15 protein-coding genes are annotated in these 17,578 nt (G+C 64.0%); 8 read left to right on the forward strand and 7 right to left on the reverse strand.

The window, feature by feature from the left end:
* Positions 1-110: 110 nt before the first annotated feature.
* Positions 111-2,744: a hypothetical protein gene (locus ABXH26_RS13755; RefSeq protein ID WP_353567655.1), complete on the forward strand. Its 2,634-nt coding sequence runs from the start codon at positions 111-113 to the stop codon at positions 2,742-2,744.
* A gap of 30 nt (positions 2,745-2,774) precedes the next feature.
* On the opposite strand, the gene phoU is transcribed toward ABXH26_RS13755, so the two are convergent.
* The 7 genes from phoU to ABXH26_RS13790 form a co-directional block, all read right to left on the reverse strand.
* A complete protein-coding gene (phoU, locus tag ABXH26_RS13760; protein WP_353567656.1) occupies positions 2,775-3,515 on the reverse strand; it encodes a phosphate signaling complex protein PhoU in 741 nt (246 codons plus the stop codon).
* 14 nt (positions 3,516-3,529) lie between these two features.
* On the reverse strand, positions 3,530-4,312 hold the full coding sequence (gene pstB / locus ABXH26_RS13765) for a phosphate ABC transporter ATP-binding protein PstB (RefSeq protein ID WP_353567657.1): 783 nt from the start codon (positions 4,310-4,312) through the stop codon (positions 3,530-3,532).
* The gene (gene pstB / locus ABXH26_RS13770) at positions 4,312-5,073 is read right to left on the reverse strand and encodes a phosphate ABC transporter ATP-binding protein PstB (RefSeq protein WP_353567658.1); all 762 of its coding nucleotides are present in this window, start codon (positions 5,071-5,073) and stop codon (positions 4,312-4,314) included. Before pstB (ABXH26_RS13770) ends, pstB (ABXH26_RS13765) begins: the two co-directional genes overlap by 1 nt.
* On the reverse strand, positions 5,073-6,695 hold the full coding sequence (gene pstA, locus ABXH26_RS13775; protein ID WP_353567659.1) for a phosphate ABC transporter permease PstA: 1,623 nt from the start codon (positions 6,693-6,695) through the stop codon (positions 5,073-5,075). Before pstA ends, pstB (ABXH26_RS13770) begins: the two co-directional genes overlap by 1 nt.
* A gap of 3 nt (positions 6,696-6,698) precedes the next feature.
* Positions 6,699-8,960, reverse strand: a complete 2,262-nt coding sequence (locus tag ABXH26_RS13780; RefSeq protein ID WP_353567660.1) for an ABC transporter permease subunit — start codon at positions 8,958-8,960, stop codon at positions 6,699-6,701.
* A gap of 108 nt (positions 8,961-9,068) precedes the next feature.
* Positions 9,069-10,022 carry a PstS family phosphate ABC transporter substrate-binding protein gene (locus tag ABXH26_RS13785; RefSeq protein ID WP_353567661.1) on the reverse strand — a complete coding sequence of 318 codons (954 nt, stop codon included), beginning with the start codon at positions 10,020-10,022 and terminating at the stop codon, positions 9,069-9,071.
* 195 nt (positions 10,023-10,217) lie between these two features.
* Positions 10,218-11,516: a porin gene (locus ABXH26_RS13790; protein WP_353567662.1), complete on the reverse strand. Its 1,299-nt coding sequence runs from the start codon at positions 11,514-11,516 to the stop codon at positions 10,218-10,220.
* Between the two features lie 345 nt (positions 11,517-11,861).
* Between ABXH26_RS13790 and ABXH26_RS13795 the strand changes: the two genes are divergently transcribed.
* From ABXH26_RS13795 to nuoK, 7 genes are all read left to right on the forward strand, one after another.
* On the forward strand, positions 11,862-12,425 hold the full coding sequence (locus ABXH26_RS13795) for an elongation factor P (RefSeq protein ID WP_353567663.1): 564 nt from the start codon (positions 11,862-11,864) through the stop codon (positions 12,423-12,425).
* Between the two features lie 179 nt (positions 12,426-12,604).
* Positions 12,605-14,344, forward strand: coding sequence for an NADH-quinone oxidoreductase subunit G (locus tag ABXH26_RS13800; RefSeq protein ID WP_353567664.1), 1,740 nt, complete (start codon positions 12,605-12,607; stop codon positions 14,342-14,344).
* Positions 14,345-14,363: 19 nt separating this feature from the next.
* A complete protein-coding gene (locus ABXH26_RS13805; RefSeq protein WP_353567665.1) occupies positions 14,364-15,632 on the forward strand; it encodes a complex I subunit 1/NuoH family protein in 1,269 nt (422 codons plus the stop codon).
* 18 nt (positions 15,633-15,650) lie between these two features.
* Positions 15,651-16,217, forward strand: coding sequence for a NuoI/complex I 23 kDa subunit family protein (locus ABXH26_RS13810; protein ID WP_353567666.1), 567 nt, complete (start codon positions 15,651-15,653; stop codon positions 16,215-16,217).
* Positions 16,218-16,238: 21 nt separating this feature from the next.
* Positions 16,239-16,793 (forward strand): NADH-quinone oxidoreductase subunit J family protein, encoded by a 555-nt coding sequence (locus ABXH26_RS13815; protein ID WP_353567667.1) that lies wholly within the window; start codon positions 16,239-16,241, stop codon positions 16,791-16,793.
* Positions 16,794-16,828: 35 nt separating this feature from the next.
* Complete coding sequence (locus tag ABXH26_RS13820) at positions 16,829-17,188, forward strand: four helix bundle protein (RefSeq protein ID WP_353567668.1); 360 nt, start codon at positions 16,829-16,831, stop codon at positions 17,186-17,188.
* Between the two features lie 40 nt (positions 17,189-17,228).
* A complete protein-coding gene (gene nuoK / locus ABXH26_RS13825) occupies positions 17,229-17,546 on the forward strand; it encodes an NADH-quinone oxidoreductase subunit NuoK (protein ID WP_353567669.1) in 318 nt (105 codons plus the stop codon).
* The last annotated feature ends 32 nt before the right edge of the window (positions 17,547-17,578 follow it).

The following is a 17,578-nucleotide window of genomic DNA, read 5'->3' on the forward strand; positions in this document are numbered from 1 at the left end:
GGCCTTCCCGCGGTTTCCGATTGCCGCGGGAGAGATATCCGGAGATACCTGCCACGATTTTTTCCCGACCGGGCTTCGGTCCGGCGAACCAACCCTTGTTTCTCACTTCCATGAAACCCTCCCTTGCCGCCTGTCTCCTGGCCGGCCTCAGCTCCACCGTGGTGGCCGCGCCCACCCCGCTCGTTTTCAATCTGATCCAGGGCTTCCCCGACAAATTCGGCAACGCCAGCGTCGCGGGCATTTCGGGCGATGGATCCGTGGTCTGTGGCAAGGGCGAATCGGCCCAAGGCGAGGAAGCGATGGCCTGGAAGTTCAACACGGGCGTCAGCGGTCTGGGAGACATCCTGCCCGATCCGTTCCGCTCCTCGATGTCTTCCCTGTCCTACGACGGCAGTGCCGGAAGCGGGACCGGAACTCGCGGCAACTCCGGGGTTCGCGCCGCCCGCTGGACCGCCGCTGCCGGCATCAAGGAACTGAAGGTGCTGGGATCCGGCGGGATCATGTTCGCCCAAGGCCTCGGCATCTCCGCCGATGGAGCCAGGGTCGTGGGCCTTTCCACCACTTCGTCGGGCGTCCGCGCCGCCCTTTGGGAAGGGGCCAACGTCAGCGATCTCGGCGTGCTGAACCCCAACGCGGGGAGCACCTCGGTGGCAAACGCGATCTCGGGCGACGGCTCGATCGTGGTCGGCGCCAGTTCCTACAACAGCGGCTCGGAGGCTTTCAAATGGTCCCAAGGAGGCACCATGATTTCCCTCAAAGACCTGCCCGGCGGCGGGGATGGCTCCGCCGCCACCGCGATTTCCGCCGATGGCTCCACGATCGTCGGCTACGGCACGGACGCAGCCGGTGTCCAGGGAGTGATCTTCGATCCGACCGGCAACTCGGCCCCGCAGTCCGTGGGTGATCTCGATGGCGGTGCCGTCTCCTGCCGCTTGCTGGACGTTTCCGGGAACGGAAGCTGTGCCGTGGGATATGGAACCTCCGCCTCGGGCCAGGAAGCGGTCGTCTGGGACTCGGCCCACGGCCTGCGCTCGCTTAAGACCCTGCTGGTCGGCGCGGGCGTCAATCTCTCCTATTGGACCGTCTACGAGGCCACCGGGATTTCCGACGATGGCGATGTGATCGTCGGCAATTGCCGCGACGGATCGGGACTGACCCAGGGCTGGGCGGTCAGCGGCATGAAAAGCCTCCTCGCCGGCGAAACCCCGAGCGCGGTGCGGTCGCCGGTGCCGGTGATTGTCCGGGTTTCCCTGAACAGTGCCCTCAAGCTCGGTTCCACCACCCTCGCCATGATCTCCGCCGAGGGTCCCGAAGCTCCCGCCGGCGTCCCTGCCGAACTCCTCGGTGGCCCCTCCTTCCGCCGGCTCTTCCTCCTGCAGGATGCCACCTACTCCATCACCGTTCAGATGGGAAAATATGATGGCCAGCGCACCGAAGTGCTCACCGTGACCGAGCCGACGACCCTGGTCTTCGAGCTGGACGGCGACACCGACGGCGACGGGCTGCTCGACAGCGAGGAACTCGCCCTGGGGACCAAGCTCGACAAGGCCGATACCGATGGTGACGGGTTGAACGACTATCTGGAGGTCCGGGTTCACTCCACCGACCCGAAAAAGAAGGACACCGATGGGGACCGCGCGACCGACTATGCCGAAGTCGAAGCGGGCACGAACCCTCTCGACCGCGCCTCGGTTCCCATCGACATCCGGCTCACCGTGCGACTGGCTCCGGGCATTTCCACGGCGGCAAATCAAGTTTCCCTGCAGGTTGGCGACGTCAACAAGACCGTCGAGCTGGTCCGCAATACCGCCCGCCTGACCGTATCGGTGGTTTCCAACGCGACCTATGACATCTACGCCGAAATGGGAGCCCTGACCTCGGGCGCGGTCATCCCGCTTCAAGTCACCACGCGGCCCGCCAATGTCGTGCTCACCCTCGATGGCGATGCGGACGGAGATGGCCTTCTGGACAGCGAGGAAAAGCGCGCCAAGGGGGATCCGAACAATCCGGATACCGATGGTGACGGCATCAGCGATGGCGACGAGGTCAAGATCTACGGCACCAAGGTTTATCTGGCGGACTCCGATGGCGACGGGTTCACCGACGCCCAGGAAATCGCGCTCGGCACCGGCCCGACGGACCGTCGCTCGGCGCCGCAAGCCTACATCGAGCGCCAGGTCACCATGGACCTCGGATTCCGCTACATCGATGCCGCCGGCAACGCTCGCGATGAGCACGTGGACACCAACGGCTTCATCCGATGGGTCAGCCGTTCCGCCAACAGCCCGGTCAATACCGGAACCCTGTGGCTGCACTACAACCTCGACGGATCGTCGTTGAAATGGCTGATCCGCACCGGCGCGGGAGACCTCGATATCACGCGGACGCTCGCCAGCACCGGACTCCGGGCTCCCAACACCTTCGATGCCGCCATCGTCGAGCCCCACGCCGTGGGCGAGGCCTACTACGTCGATCAGAGCTACAGCTACAAAGTGGTCGGCCGCAACGCGCCGGCCCTCACCTTCGTGGCCTCCGGTCGGAGCAATTATCAATCGCTCACCCTGCCAGCGACCGGTCTGCGCCTCGACCTCGCCACCTCGACCGGTGACGATCCCTTCCTTCTCCAAGGCACCGTTCTCGATCCGAACCTCACGGGCAAGCAGCTTGGAATTCTTTACGGCAACGTAAACATGGCGGCGGAAGTCGCCCGCATCCAAGGCACCAGCTACACCCTGCCGGAATAGGGCGCCCGAGCCCCGGCCGAAATGCCGGGGCTACCCGACTTCATCCTCCGCCGCTCCGCCGGCGGAGAGATCCGCGGCAGGCGTCTCGACGGTCTTGTGGCGCCCGTAGCGGATATCCTCGGCCACGTCGAGGAAGACGGCGTCCTCGCCGATGTTGACGGCCAGGTCGCCGACCCGCTCGAGCGAGCGGACGATGAAGATCAGATGCAGGTAGGAGGCCGAGTTCTCGCCGCCCTCCTCCAGCAATTCACTGAGGGTCGTGGTCACGCGCTTGTGGGCGCGGTCGAGTTCCTTGTCCTGGTCCTTGAGCCCGCGGCCCCGACCCGAATCGCGGTCGGCAAAGGCGGTCAGGGCCTCCTGCAACATGTCGTCCGCCATGTGGAAGATCGGCTCGATCAGGCGCGCCTCGCGCACCTCTTCGCGGTCGAGCATTTTACGACCCCGCTTGGCGATGTTGACGGCGTGATCCGAAATCCGCTCCAGGTTGGCCGCCGCCTTCATGCAGGTGATCACCAGCCTCAGGTCCCGCGCCACCGGGTGGTAGCGCAGCAGGATGTTCATGCCCATCGAATCGATCGTGCGCTCGGCCTCATCAACCTCGTTGTCGTCGGCGATCACCGCCTTGCACAGGTCCAGGTCGCGGGTCAGCAGGCCGTCGATCGATCGTTGGAGGTTCAGGCGACTCTGGGTCCCCATCGAGATCAGGCAATCCACCAGCTTACGGATCGAATCGTCGAATTCGCGGATGATATGAGGAGTATTCGGGGACATGGCACTAGAGGAAATCAACCGAAGCGGCCGGTGACGTAGTCTTCCGTCTCCTGCCGCCGGGGATTGGAAAAAATCGTGCTCGTTTCATCGAATTCAACCATTTCCCCGAGATAAAAGAAGGCCGTCCGATCCGAGACGCGGGTGGCCTGCTGCATGTTGTGGGTCACGATCACGATCGTGTAGTCCCGTTTGAGGTCGAGAATCAGCTCCTCGACCTTGGCGGTGGCGACCGGATCGAGCGCCGAGCAGGGCTCGTCCATCAGCACGATCTCGGGCTTCACCGCGATCGTCCGGGCGATGCACAGGCGCTGCTGCTGGCCGCCGGAAAGGCCGAAGGCGCTTTCGTTGAGGCGGTCCTTCACCTCGTCCCACAGGGCGGAACCGCGGAGGGCTTTTTCGACGATGCCGTCGAGCTCCGACTTGTCGGAGATCCCGGCCAGCCGGGGCCCGTAGGCGACGTTCTCATAGATGGTCCGCGGAAACGGATTGCTCTTTTGAAACACCATCCCCACCCGGCGGCGGAGCTCCACGGGATCGACCTCGGGGCTGTGGATCTCGACGCCGTCGATCTCGATCGTGCCCTGGGTCACGCGGGCTCCGGGCACGAGATCGTTCATGCGGTTGAAGCAACGGAGCAGCGTGGATTTTCCACAGCCTGAAGGTCCGATGAAGGCCACGATTTCGCGCTTTCGCACCTCCAGCGAGATCTCCTTGAGGGCGCGGGACCTGCCGTAGCAGAAGTCCACGCCATCGACGGCGATGGCGGTCTCCGGGGAGTTGGAAACGGGTGCGGTCATCAGCTGAATCGTCCGGAAATGTAGGCTTCAGTTTCGTCGGCCTTCGGGTTCTCGAAGATTTCGAGCGTTGGACCGTATTCGATCAGACGGCCCATGTAGAGGAAGGCGGTGCGGTCGGAGCAGCGGGTCGCCTGCTCCATGTTGTGGGTGACGATGACGATCGTGAACTGCTGCTTCAGCTCGCGGATCAGCGACTCGATCTTGAGCGTCGCGGTCGGGTCGAGCGCGGCACAGGGCTCGTCCATCAAGAGGATCTCGGGCTGGTTGGCGATCGCGCGGGCGATGCACAATCGCTGCTGCTGGCCACCGGAAAGTCCGAAGGCGCTGTCGTGCAGGCGGTCCTTCACCTCGTCCCAAAGCGCCGCGGAAGTCAGCGAGCGCTCGACCACTTCGTCGAGTTCCTTCTTCCGGTTGCGGCCGGCGACGCGGAGGCTGAAGACGACGTTCTCGTAGATCGATTTGGCGAAGGGATTGTATTTCTGGAACACCATCCCGACCCGTTTTCGCAGCGAAATCACCTCCACTTTCGGGTCGTAGAGGCTGTGGCCGTTGAGCCGGATGTCGCCCTGGTGGCGGACGCCGTCGATCAGGTCGTTCATCCGGTTCATGTTCCGCAGCAGGGTCGATTTGCCGCAGCCCGAGGGCCCGATGAGCGCCGTGACCTGGCGCTCGGGAATGTCCATGTCGATGTCGTAGAGGGCCTGCTTTTCCCCGTAGAAAAAGCTGAAGCTGTCGACGTCGATGAAGTCCTCGCGTGGCATTAGAAACTACTGGTGGCGTACTTCTTGCGGAGCCGGTTGCGGATGATGATCGCGCTCAGGTTCATGACGACGACGATCGTGATCAGCAGCAGCGTGGTGGCGAACACCATCGGCTTGGCGGCCTCGGAGTCGGGCGACTGGAAGCCGAGATCGTAGATGTGGAACCCGAGGTGCATGAACTGACGCTCCGGATGAACGAAGGGCGCGGTGGCATCGATCGGCAAGTCGGGCGCGATCTTCACCACGCCGACGAGCATCAGCGGCGCGACCTCCCCCGCCCCGCGGGCCATGGCGAGGATGACGCCCGTCAGGATGCCGGGCAAGGAGGCCGGCAGGACCACGCGTTGGATTGCCTGCCACTTCGAGGCTCCGCAGGCGAGCGCCGCCTCGCGGACGCCTCGCGGGACGGCGGCGAGCGCTTCCTCGGTGGCCACGATGACCACCGGCACGGTAAGCAGCGCGAGCGTGAGCGAGGCCCACAGGATGCCACCGCTTTTGTAGACCGGCTCCTCACTGTTCGGGAAAAACCAGGAGTCGAACACGCCGCCGACGAAGTAGATGAAGAAGGCCAGGCCGAACACGCCGAAGACGATCGAGGGCACGCCGGCGAGGTTGTTGACGGAAATCCGCACCGCGCGGACCAGCGGCCCTTGTTTCGCGTATTCGCGAAGATAGATCGCCGCGATGACGCCGAATGGCGTGACGAACAGGCTCATCACCAGCGTCATCACGACCGTGCCGAAGATCGCCGGAAACACCCCGCCCTCGGTGTTCGCCTCTCGCGGGTCGGTGCTGAGGAATTCCCAGATGCGACGCAGCATCTCGCCGAGGCGGCCGAAGAAACCGGCCTGGTTCGGCCGGTAGACATGCAGCAGCTCCCCGCCTGCGATGCGGATTTCCCGATCGTCGGCGGACAGCACCACCAGGTGGTCGGCGTCCAGTTGCTTGCGGATCTCGCCGCGTTCGGCGTCGAGCTTCTGGAACTCGGCCTGGAGGCTGGCGAGTTCCCTGTCGATCGCCTCGCTTTCGCCGTGAAGCTTTTGTTGGAGAGTCAGCTCCTTCACCCGCTTCGCGTTGCGGCCGATTTCCTTCTTCTCGATGTGCTTGAGCTCCTTGCGTCGCTCCTTGCTGGTCTGGATCAGGCCCTCCAGTCGTTTGCGGAAATCGGTCGCATCCGGCGCCAGCGTTTCTCCACCGTCGAGTTCAAGCGCCCGGGCCCGCCCGATGACAAGCCCGCCTTCCATCCGCTCGATGAGCAGGATGTCATCCGGCTCGGTGCCGGTCTGCAGGTCGGCGCGGTCGAGATAGATGAACTTTTCCCCATAGAGTTCCGCGTTTCCCCGGAAAACCTGCACCTCGGCGTGGGTCGTGCCATCCAGATCGCGGCGGGTCCGTTCCTGGACTTCATAGCCGGCGATCGTTTCGTGGCCCCCGTCCTTCGCGACCTCCCAGACCATGATACGGCCCGGCCAAAAGGACTCGAGGCCCTTGTAGACCACGAGCCCGAGCAGCGAGACGGTCAGCAGCACGCCGATCGCCAGCCCGGCGGCGGTCAGCCATACGAGCGGCTCTCCCCGCCGCGAGCGGCCGGTGGTCGAGAATGGCTTGTCGGAGCGGGCCATGGATCAGACGAGCTTGTTTTTCTCGCGCAGCCGCTGGCGCATGACCTCGGCGACGCTGTTGAGGATGAAGGTGAGCATGAAAAGCACGAGCGCGCCGAGGAACAGCGTGCGGTAGTGGGTGGAGCCCGGCGCGGCCTCGGGCAGCTCGACGGCGATGTTCGCCGACAGCGTGCGCATGCCGCTGAAGATGTTCCACTCGGTCACCGGTGTGTTGCCGGTGGCCATCACCACGATCATCGTTTCCCCCACCGCGCGGCCGAAGCCGATCATCAAGGCGGAGAAGATCCCCGGCGAGGCGACCGGGATGATCACCGTGCGCACCACCTGCCAGCGGCTCGCCCCGAGCGCGGCGGACGCGGCGGTGAGGGTCTTCGGCACGTTCGAGAGCGCGTCCTCGGCAATCGTGAAAATGACCGGGATGACCGCAAAGCCCATCATGAAGCCGACCACCAGCGAGTTCCGTTGGTCAAAGGACAGCCCGGTCACCTGCGGCCACCACAGGCGGAAATCGGCGATCTCCTTGCCAGTCGAGGCGTCCTTGTAAACAAAGGCCAGCCTTTCGAGCACCGGTCCCAGCTCCCAGGCGATCCAGCCGACGAGCACTAGCACCGGCAGCAGCACCATCCACTCGCGACCGCCTTCGAACTTGCCGCGGATGGCCATCGGCTGGCGGCTCCAGATCAGCCCGACCAGCAGCGCGGAAACCGGCAGCGAAAGGCAGACCAGCAGGATCGACGGCACCTTGTCCTCGATGATCGGCGCCAGCCAGATGCCGGCGAGGAAACCGAGCACGACCGAGGGCAGCGAGGCCATGATTTCCATGGCGGGCTTCACCACGCGCTTCATGTCGTGCGGCAGGAAGGCTGCGGAAAAGACCGCCGCCAGGAGCGCGATCGGGATGGAAAACAGCAGCGCGTAGAAGGTGCCTTTCAGCGAGCCGACGATCAACGGAATCAGCGACAGCTTCGGCTCGAAGTCGTCCGAGCCACCGGTCGACTGCCACTGGAAAACCGGCTCGGAGCCGCCTTCATACCAGACCTTGCCGAAGAAGGCCCGCCAGCCGGCCTCGGGATGCGGGTCCTCCAGTTCGAAGCGCTGGATGCGACCGTCGTCGCCGGCGATGAAGAAGTGTTCGGTTTTGCCATCGATGGTGGCGGCGACCGGCACGAACTCCGCCTTGCCCTCCCAGCGGGTCGAGCCCGAGGTGAGGTGACGCACCGACAGCGTTCCGCCCGCACCCGTGAGGAAGCTCTTGTTGCGCAGGCTCGGCGCGAACACCGGCACGCCCTCGCCGACACGGTCGAACTCCTTCGTTTCGCCGAACAGGCGCACGGTCGAGCCCTCGGGGCGGAACAGGCTGTAGATCTTCTGGTGCCCCGTGGTGTCCGTCATGGCCACGGAAACGCCGCCGAACAGGTAATCCATCCGCGCCGGCGGGGTGTCGCCGAAGGGCGCGAAGGTCTGCCTGAGCGTCACTTCACCGCCATCGACCTGGAAGTAGCGGACTTTGCCATCGGCACCCGCGACCAGCGCCGCTTCACCGTTTTGCGAGGAAACGATGGACACCACCGGCGAGCCCACCTCCGCCGTCAGGTCCGCGGTGCCTTGGAGCGTCAACTTCGGCTTGCCGATCAGCGCCCGCTTCTGGCCGAGGCGCAGGGCGGCGAGCCCGGACTGACGGGCCACGACCAGCAGGCGCTTGTCGCCGCCGTCGCCGTACGAAAGCGCGGTGACCGGGCCTTCGCCGATGCTGTCCTCGAACCAAGGCTCGGCCTCGATCGTCGGCAGGATCGAACGCTCGCCGGCCTCGTTGAACTTCGTTTCATAAACGACCCGGAACGAGCCCACCCGCCCGTCGCCGAGCCCGACCGCCACCCGGCGATGCACCGGATCATAAGCCACCGCGGACGGCGCGAGTCCCTCAAGCGAGGGCACCGGCACCACCTGGCGGGCACCATCGGCCATGCTGACGAAGACCACCTGGCCGTCGCCGCGGTAAAGAAAGGGCATCTCGCCCCACTCATCGACGCCCAGGACCAGGGGCCGGCCGCCGGGGGTTTCCACGACCTCCTCGGCTGCGACGTGCGCCCCCGAGAAGAGCGGCAGGATTTCCCGGACGATGAAAAAGAAAATCCCGAACACCGCCACGATCACCGCAAGTCCGCCGATGCGGATCAGCTGGGTCATGACCCGGTCCAGCAGCAGCGTCCTCTTCGAAACTTCGAAGCGCTTGGGATCGGGTGTGGGCGGGGATGCGGGGCTCATTCTCGCGCGGGCAAGCAATGGAAAGACCCGGCAAGGGGCAATCCGGCCGAAGTGACAACTTCGACGCCGAAAGTGCTGTCCCCTGCCGGGCCTTCGGTCAATCCGGCATTACTTGGAAAGCGAGTCGACTTGCTCGGTCACCACCTCCGCCGGCAGCGGGAAGTAGCCGTCCTTTTCGACGATCGCCTGGCCTTCCTTGGAAAGCACGTATTTGAGGAACTCGAGCGTGGTCTTCGGCAGCGCCTCGCCGGGCTTCTTGTTGACGTAGATCAGGAGGAAGCGGGCCAGCGGGTAGTCGCCGGACAGCGCGTTGTCGTAGGTGGCCTCGAAGAACTCACCCCCATCGCTGGAAAGCGGCAGGGCGCGCACGCCGGAGGTCTTGTAGCCGATGCCCGAGTAGCCGAGCGCATACTGGTCGCCGCCGACGCCCTGCACCACGGCCGAGGAACCGGGCTGCTCCTTGACGGTCGCCTTGTAGTCGCCCTTGCCGAGCACGTGCTCCTGGAAGAAGCCGTAGGTGCCGGAAGCCGAGTTGCGGCCGTAGAGCGAGATCGGGCGGCCCTTCCAGGCGTCGAGGCCGAGCTGGCCCCACTCGGTGAGGTCCTCGCTGCCGCTCTTGCGGGTGCTGGAAAAGATGCCGTCGACCTGCTTCAGGCTGAGACCTTCGATCGGGTTGTCCTTGTGGGCGAACACGGCGAGGGCGTCGATGGCGACCTTCACCTCGGTCGGCTTGTAGCCGAACTTTTTCTCAAAGGCGTCCATTTCCTCGGCCTTCATCGGGCGGCTCATCGGCCCGAGCTGCGAGGTGCCCTCCATCAGGGCCGGCGGCGCGGTCGAGGAGCCCTTGCCCTCGATCGAGATGGTGACGTTCGGATAGGCCTTCTTGAAGCCCTCCGCCCACAAGGTCATGAGGTTGTTCAGCGTGTCCGAGCCGACGGACGAGAGGCTGCCCGACACGCCGGAGACCGGCTCGTAGCTGGCGAGGTTTTCATCGAGGTGCGATTCCGCGGCCGAAGCGGCGGCGAGACTGGCGGCGAAGATGCCGGTAAGGATCGTTTTCATGGGATGTACGTTTTTTCAGTGACGTGAAATGGCCGCTGATTGGGCGCGGCCGACAGATCGGAAATGTCAGGAAGTTTGCCACTGGCTCATTGGTGACGGTGTTGTCACCCAGGCGATCCAGCGGCGATGTCGAACCCGTCACCCGGGCAGGCGGTCGATGCGCGGTCCGCCTGCCCGGGCTGGGAAACCCAGGGTTTAGAAGAAGCTTCGGAAGCCGAACCAGTAGGTGGTGGCGCTGACGTCGCCAGCCACGCCGACGCCCGGCGCATTGAACCACTCATACTCGAGGCCGGTCTGCACCTTCAGGTTGTGGCCGCAGAGGTAGTAGTTCAGGCCGCCGTAGATCGAGTGGTGTTCGTTGCCGCGGCCGGAGTTCACATTGACGACCGGGCCGTGATCGCGGCGGACGTAGCGGCTGTTGGCCCGAATGCCCTGATCCTCGGAGGCACCGGCGTACTGGTAGCGCACCACACCCTCCAGCTTGTCCTGGACGAGCCACAGGTGGGGCATGACAACCAGGCCCCAGAAATCGCCCTGGCGGTTGGCCCTGCCCACGCCGTTGTCCGCATCGCCATTGTCCCCGTAATAGAGGTCGGCGATCACCCCCCAGGATCCCTGGTCATAAGTTGCGGTGAACGCGGTCGCCCACTCGTAGCCCCACAGCGAGTCCTCGCCACTCGTCGCCTGGGCGTCATTGTAGACCATGTCCCAGTAGAAGGAGAGCTCGTCGGTGGCCTGGTAGCCGACGCCCAGATAGTAGGCCAGTCCGTCGTTCCAGCCGCCGATGAAATCGACGTTGTCGCCGTTGACGTCGGCATCCGTGCTGTAGATCGCGGCGGCGAACTCCCAGTCGCCCTTGGCCGCGTTCACGGAGAGGCCGGTCGGGCGCAGGCTGTCGTAGACCTTGTTGGAAATGGCGGACCGCTCGACGGTGAGCAGCTTTTTGGACGAAGTCCGCGCCTCCGAGCCGAGCACGAATTTGTGGCGACCGTAGGCGACTTCGAGGGCGTCGAGCTGCTCGATCCCGAAGGCTTTCTTGGCATCGAAGATCAGCAGGGCCTCATCGAAGTCCTCGTAGCCCCAACCCAGTTGGTCATCGCCGGGGAAGCGGGTGGTCGAGTGACGGGCATCGTCAGCGAGGTTCACGTTCGCCTTGGCGGTGAAAAAGTTGAGGAACTTGAGCTGGGCACCCAGACGGAAACGGCGGACTTCGGTGTAGTCGTCGCTGAACTCGTAGCCATTGACGTCCTCGCCCGTCATGTAGGCCGCCTGCCATTGGAATCGTCCGAACACGCCGAATTCCTGGATGAAGGGATTGTCGCTCTTGTAAAGCGTGCCCGGCTTGTTGCCGAGCCACTCGCACCAGTCGCCGGAGTTGGCCGGGGCGGGAGCGGGCGCGACGGTTTCGATTTCCCCGCCGAGGGCGGTGGTGGCGAGGATCCCGTAAAGGGCACAGCGGAGGCCGGTGGAAAGGGCCGATGGAAGCGCGTTCATGGTTTGCGTGGATGTCCGTCGGGTGGACGCCGCGGTTCTTAGGATGACGGAAATGTCACGCGTAGCCGGATTGTGTGACGGTTTTGTCACGCGGATGTCACAAAGCTCAATCCGCCCTAAGTCGCTGGTTTTCTTCCAAATCGGGACTGCTCCGTCCAAGCTGCGGTCTCCCGGCGTCACGGTCCTGTCACAAAAACCCGCAGCCGCCGAACCCCCGGAATCCCATCTCATTCATCCACCCCGTCCCGCGCATCCTGCAACTCCTCTCGTGACTCCGCCCCACCCATCGCAGCCTCCACTCCATCCTTGCCATCGGCCGGGCCGCCGCCTATCCCGCTGCGCAACATGGCCAGCACTCCTGTCATCAACCTCCGCCGCGGTCACGCGGTCCGTCACAACGGCGACGTCTGCGTCGTGATCTCCCACGAACTCAAGACCCCTCCACGCATGGCGTCCTACGTGCAGATGTCGATCCGCAGCGTGGCCACCAAGAAGGTTTCCAACCTCCGCCTGACCTCGAACGACTCGATGGAAGGCGTGATGCTCGAGCGCATCCCCCACGAATACTCCTACAAAGACTCCGCCGGCCACCATTTCCTCCACAACGAGACCTACGACGACGTCGTGGTGCCCGAGGAAATCATCGACCTGGTCCGCGACTACCTGATCGAAGGCCAGATCTACACCCTCCTCTTCGCCGACGGCGTGGTGGCCGACATCGAGCTTCCGCCCTCCATGGAAATGACCGTCGCCGAGGCCCCCGAAGGCATCAAGGGCGACTCCGCCAACAACGCCAACAAGACGGTGACCATGGAAACCGGCCTCGTCATCCAGGCACCGCTTTTCATCAATCCGGGCGAACGTTTGCTGATCAAAACCGAAGACGGTTCCTACATCAGCCGGGCCTGATTCCTGCTTCGAAACGCCCGATTTCCGCATATCCTCGCGGGTTCGGGCGATGCGTCCTCGCCAACGGTCCGAGTTTGTGAAATTTTTCACAAAGTGCGCTTGCCGCTGGCTGGGGCGGTTTCCATATTCCCGCCGCGCCGCCTCCCGGCCGTGCCTCAAGCACGTTTCCTCGCATTGACATGAGCGATTCCGCCTCCACCGCAGAAGCCCGCCTCCCCAAGGATCTTGCCGCCGAAAAGGGCATGGTCAACGTGCAGATCGACGGCGTCTGGCGCCAGGTTCCCAAGGGCACGCGGATGATCGAGGCCTGCCGGATGTTTCAGGTCGACGTCCCGCACTACTGCTACCACCCCAAGCTTTCCTCGCCCGGCAACTGCCGCATGTGCCTCGTCCAGATGGGCATGCCACCACGCCCGGCCCCCGGCCAGGACCCGGCCTACAATGACGAGGGCTATCAGGAAATCGGCTGGATGCCCCGCCCGGTCATCGCCTGCGCGAACACCGTCGCGGAAAACATGGGCATCCGCACCCACGGCGAACTCGTCGAGAAGGTCCGTGAGGGCGTGATGGAGTTCCTGCTCATCAATCACCCGCTCGATTGCCCGATCTGCGACCAAGCCGGCGAATGCCGCCTGCAGGAGCACTCGGTCGGCTACGGCCGCGGCCATTCGCGCTTCATCGACATGAAGGTGAAGAAGCCGAAGAACGTCGACATTGGCCCGCGCATCCGCCTCGACGACGAGCGCTGCATCATGTGCAGCCGGTGCATCCGCTTCATGGGCGAGGTCGCCGACGATCCGGTGCTCGGCTTCACCCAGCGCGGCACCTACACCACGCTCACGGTTCACCCGGGCCGCAAGCTCGACTCGAATTACTCGCTCAACACCGCCGACATCTGCCCGGTCGGCGCGCTCACCAGCAACGATTTCCGCTTCGAGATGCGCGTCTGGTTCCTGAAGGAAACCAAGACCATCGACGTCAACTGCGGCACCGGCGCCAACATCATCGTCTGGACCCGCGGCGAAACGATCTACCGCATCACCCCGCGCCAGAATGACGAGGTCAACTCGTGCTGGATGCCCGACTCGCACCGCCTGAATTTCCACTACATCGACTCGCCCGAGCGCCTCACCGAGCCGATGGTGAAGCTGGATGGAAAACACCAACCCGCCACGTGGGCCAACGCGCTGGCCGCGGTCCGCGAGGCCCTCGCCCGCTACTCGGCCGACCAGATCGCGATCGTCGCCTCGGCGCGCATGACCAATGAGGAGCTGCACATGGCGATGAAGCTGGCCCACCAGCACGGCATCGAGCAGGTCACGACGGTTCCCCGCATGGGCGAAAGCGACGGCCTGCTGATCTCCGCCGACCGCAACCCGAACACCACCGGTGCCAAGCTGGTGTGGCGTCGCGAGGACACCGCCTTCCGCCTGTCGGCCATCGCCGACGGCATCCGCAACGGCTCGATCAAGGCCGTGCTCAACCTCGGCGAAGACCTCACCGCCGAAGCCGGCCTTTCCACCGGAGACCTCGCCAAGCTCGAGTTCCTCGCCTCCGTCCAGCTCCTCGCCGGCCCGACCGCTGAAGCCAGCCACGTCGTCCTGCCGGGCGCGGCTTTCGCCGAAAAGCGCGGCTCGATGGTCAACGTGACCGGTCGCCTCCAACGCCTCAACCGCGCGATCGAGCCGCCCGCCGAAGCCCGCGACGACTGGGAAATCCTCCGCGACCTTTCCGGCGAGACCGGCCCCTTCCTCATCGAGGACGTCTTCAAGGACATGGCCGCCGGCGTGCCGGAGTTCGCCGACATGACGCTGTCGAAGATCGGCGACCTCGGGGTCCCCGTCACCGAGACCGGCGTCACCATCCCGCTCCTCGAAAACGAAGCCGCCCGCAAGGCCTCCGGCGAAATCGTCGGCTGATCCCCTTTTCCCTGACCTCATGGATTTCCTCGTTCAACTGGCCATCATCGCCGCCAAGGTCATCGGCCTCACCTTCATGGTGGTGCTGCCGCTGGTGCCGATCTCCGTTTACTTCGAGCGCCGCTTTTCCGCCATCATCCAGGACCGCGTCGGCCCCAACCGCGTCGGTATCCCGCTCACACTTTTCGGTGCCAAGAAAGATTTCCACTTCTTCGGGCTCGTGCAGCCGATGGCCGACGGTCTCAAGCTCTTCCTCAAGGAGGACTTCACGCCCACCCACGTTCGCAAGGCATTCTATTGGCTCGCCCCCGCGCTGGTCGTTGTGCCCTCCCTCATCACCGTCTGCGTGATCCCCTTCGGCTCGCCGATCGGCTTCTCCGGCGAGGAAGTGAAACTGGTCATCGCCGACCTCGACGTCGGCCCGCTGTTCGTCTTCGCGATCGCCTCGCTGTCGGTTTACGGCATCACGCTGGCCGGCTGGTCCTCCAACTCGAAGTATCCCTTCGTCGGTGGCGTCCGTTCGACCGCGCAGATGATTTCTTACGAAATCGCGCTCGGCCTTTCGATCATCCCGGTCCTTCTCTACTACGGCGACCTCAACCTCTCCAACATCGTCGAGCAACAAGCCCAGCACGGCTGGCTGCTGCTGCCCTTGTGGGGTCACGATGCCGACCACACCTTCGTCTCGAAGCTCCTCTTCTGGATCCCGGCGGCGATCGCTTTCATCATCTTCACCGTCTCGATCTTCGCGGAAACCAACCGCATGCCCTTCGACCTTCCGGAGTGCGAAACCGAACTCGTCGGCGGCTACCATACCGAATACTCATCAATGAAGTTCGCCATGTTCTTCATGGGCGAATACGCCGCCATGGTCATCGGCTCGGCCATGATCGTCACCCTCTTCCTCGGCGGCTGGTCGATGGGCTTCGGGCTCGATGACGCCGTGTCCCACCTCGCCATCGGCGGCTTCAAGGTCGGCGGACTGATCCATCTCGGCGTCTTCATGACGAAACTGGTGACCTTCATCCTGTTCTTCATCCTCGTCCGCTGGACCGTGCCCCGTTTCCGCTACGACCAGCTCATGCGCCTCGGCTGGGTGATCTTCTTCGAGGCCGCCCTGATCAATGTCTTCCTCGCCGCCCTCGTGATCGCGGCTCCGCAACTCGGCACCGCGATCACCATCATCGGCGCAGTCGTGCTTCTCGCCGTGACCGCCGGCCTGCTCTGGGCGCTGCGCTCGTCCGAACCCAAGCCACAGCCGAATTACGGCCTGCTCGGCTCGAACTGATTTCCCCTTCTCCACTCGATGGCAGTCATCAAAGTCAAACGCCCCGACCTCGCGACCGGCGAAAAGCTCTACCTCGGAGCCATCGTCAAAGGCTTCTTCATCACCATGAAGCACGCCTTCGACTCGCTGCGCGGAAAAACCCGCGGCGCCAGCGATCTCGCGTCTTCCGGTCTCGGCGCCACCATGCAGTTCCCCGAGCAGCGCTGGGACGACCAACTTCCGGAATACTACCGCGGCGCCCCCGCCCTGGTGACCGACGAACAAGGCCGCGAGCGCTGCGTTTCCTGCCAGCTCTGCGAATTCATCTGCCCGCCCAAGGCGATCGCCATCGAGCCCGGCGAAATCCCCAGCGACGACCCGTGGGCCAAGGTCGAGAAGCGGCCCAAGGAGTTCGATATCGATATGACCCGCTGCATCTACTGCGGCATGTGTGAGGAAGTCTGCCCCGAGCAGGCCATTTTCCTTCGAAAAGACTACCTCATCGCCGGCGGCAGCCGCGCCGAGATGATGCACGACAAAAAGAAGCTCTACGAAATCGGCGGCAAGCGCGTCGGTCTCGTCAACAAGTGGAACGAGCTGAAGTAAGCTTCCTACCCTGACCTCCCCATGCCTCTCGTCTTTTTCTGGACCTTCGCCCTCCTGATGCTGCTAGGCGGGCTCGCGGTCATCGTGCTGCCGAACCCGGTCGCTTCCGCCCTCGCGATGGTCGCCTCGTTCGTCGGACTCGCCGGACTTTTCATCGGTCTGAACGCCTTCTTCGTCGGGATCATGCAGATCCTCGTGTATGCCGGGGCGATCATGGTGCTGTTCCTGTTCATCATCATGCTACTCGACCTGAAGACCGAGCAGAAGCGCACGCCGAGGCTGGTTCCCGCCATCGGCGGACTCGGCATCGTCCTCGCCTTCACCATCCAGCTCATCGGCATCCTCGGCCACTCGCCCGACAAGGCCGCCGAGCCGCTGGATCTCACCGCCGCCGCCGCGCACTACGCGGAAAGCCCGGGCCTTTCCGAAAAGCTCCAGGCCGGTCACCTGCCCGACGTCAATCTCGTCGGCCAGGTCGCCTTCACCGGCTACAACCTGCCGCTTCAGATCATCGGCGTCCTCCTGCTGGTCGCCACCGTCGGCGTCGTCGTCCTTTCCAAACGCCAGTCGGTGTAGCGGGTAGCAGGTAGCCAGTAGCAAGCGAAATCACCATGAGCAAAATCCAACGATTCGAGGATCTCACCGCCTGGCAGAAGGCGCATGAGTTCGTGCTTGGTGTTTATCGGGTGACCCGTGAGCTCCCGAAAGAGGAAATGTTCTGTTTGACCTCTCAAGTCCGCCGAGCCGCTATCTCGACTCCATCCAACATTGTTGAGGGATTTTCACGGTGGTCGAATGCTGACAAGGCGCGCCACTACAACATCGCCGAAGCCTCGCTTGAGGAGGCACGCTACCAACTTCTCCTTGCCCAAGACCTCGGGTACGCCGACACCGCTGCCCTCCGTGAATCCGCCCTGGAAGCCAAGCGAGTCCTGATCGGGCTCTCGCAATCCGTCCGACCCTGCACCTGACACCCTTGCTACTGGCTACCTGCTACCCGCTACTCTCTCCATGGCCTCCCTGAATTCCTACCTGCTCGTCTCCGGCCTTCTCTTCGCCATCGGTCTCGCCGGTGTGGTCATGCGGCGGAACATCATCGTCGTGTTCATGTGCCTCGAGCTGATGCTGAGCGCCGCGAACCTGACTCTGGTCGCCTTTTCCCGCTTCAACGGTGCCCACGGCTTGCCCGACTACAACGGCCAAATGCTCGTCTTCTTCGTCATCACCGTCGCCGCCGCCGAGGTGGCCGTCGGCCTCGCGATCATCGTCGCCCTCTACCGCGCGCGGCAAACGATCCACACCGACGAACTGACGACCCTGCGCGACTGAAGTTGAACCACGGATTTACGGATTAAGGGATT

It is taken from the genome of Haloferula sargassicola (genome assembly GCF_040362925.1).
GTDB lineage: Bacteria > Verrucomicrobiota > Verrucomicrobiia > Verrucomicrobiales > Akkermansiaceae > Haloferula > Haloferula sargassicola.

What these genes read in the sequence shown, in the direction of transcription:
- phoU (WP_353567656.1), bottom strand. Translation starts at nt 3,515, where the DNA reads ATGTCCCCGAATACTCCTCATATCATCCGCGAATTCGACGATTCGATC.
- ABXH26_RS13780 (WP_353567660.1), bottom strand. Translation starts at nt 8,960, where the DNA reads ATGAGCCCCGCATCCCCGCCCACACCCGATCCCAAGCGCTTCGAAGTT.
- ABXH26_RS13805 (WP_353567665.1), top strand. Translation starts at nt 14,364, where the DNA reads ATGGATTTCCTCGTTCAACTGGCCATCATCGCCGCCAAGGTCATCGGC.
- ABXH26_RS13810 (WP_353567666.1), top strand. Translation starts at nt 15,651, where the DNA reads ATGGCAGTCATCAAAGTCAAACGCCCCGACCTCGCGACCGGCGAAAAG.
- ABXH26_RS13795 (WP_353567663.1), top strand. Translation starts at nt 11,862, where the DNA reads ATGGCCAGCACTCCTGTCATCAACCTCCGCCGCGGTCACGCGGTCCGT.
- pstB (WP_353567658.1), bottom strand. Translation starts at nt 5,073, where the DNA reads ATGCCACGCGAGGACTTCATCGACGTCGACAGCTTCAGCTTTTTCTAC.
- ABXH26_RS13755 (WP_353567655.1), top strand. Translation starts at nt 111, where the DNA reads ATGAAACCCTCCCTTGCCGCCTGTCTCCTGGCCGGCCTCAGCTCCACC.
- nuoK (WP_353567669.1), top strand. Translation starts at nt 17,229, where the DNA reads ATGGCCTCCCTGAATTCCTACCTGCTCGTCTCCGGCCTTCTCTTCGCC.
- ABXH26_RS13815 (WP_353567667.1), top strand. Translation starts at nt 16,239, where the DNA reads ATGCCTCTCGTCTTTTTCTGGACCTTCGCCCTCCTGATGCTGCTAGGC.
- pstA (WP_353567659.1), bottom strand. Translation starts at nt 6,695, where the DNA reads ATGGCCCGCTCCGACAAGCCATTCTCGACCACCGGCCGCTCGCGGCGG.
- ABXH26_RS13785 (WP_353567661.1), bottom strand. Translation starts at nt 10,022, where the DNA reads ATGAAAACGATCCTTACCGGCATCTTCGCCGCCAGTCTCGCCGCCGCT.
- ABXH26_RS13790 (WP_353567662.1), bottom strand. Translation starts at nt 11,516, where the DNA reads ATGAACGCGCTTCCATCGGCCCTTTCCACCGGCCTCCGCTGTGCCCTT.
- pstB (WP_353567657.1), bottom strand. Translation starts at nt 4,312, where the DNA reads ATGACCGCACCCGTTTCCAACTCCCCGGAGACCGCCATCGCCGTCGAT.
- ABXH26_RS13820 (WP_353567668.1), top strand. Translation starts at nt 16,829, where the DNA reads ATGAGCAAAATCCAACGATTCGAGGATCTCACCGCCTGGCAGAAGGCG.
- ABXH26_RS13800 (WP_353567664.1), top strand. Translation starts at nt 12,605, where the DNA reads ATGAGCGATTCCGCCTCCACCGCAGAAGCCCGCCTCCCCAAGGATCTT.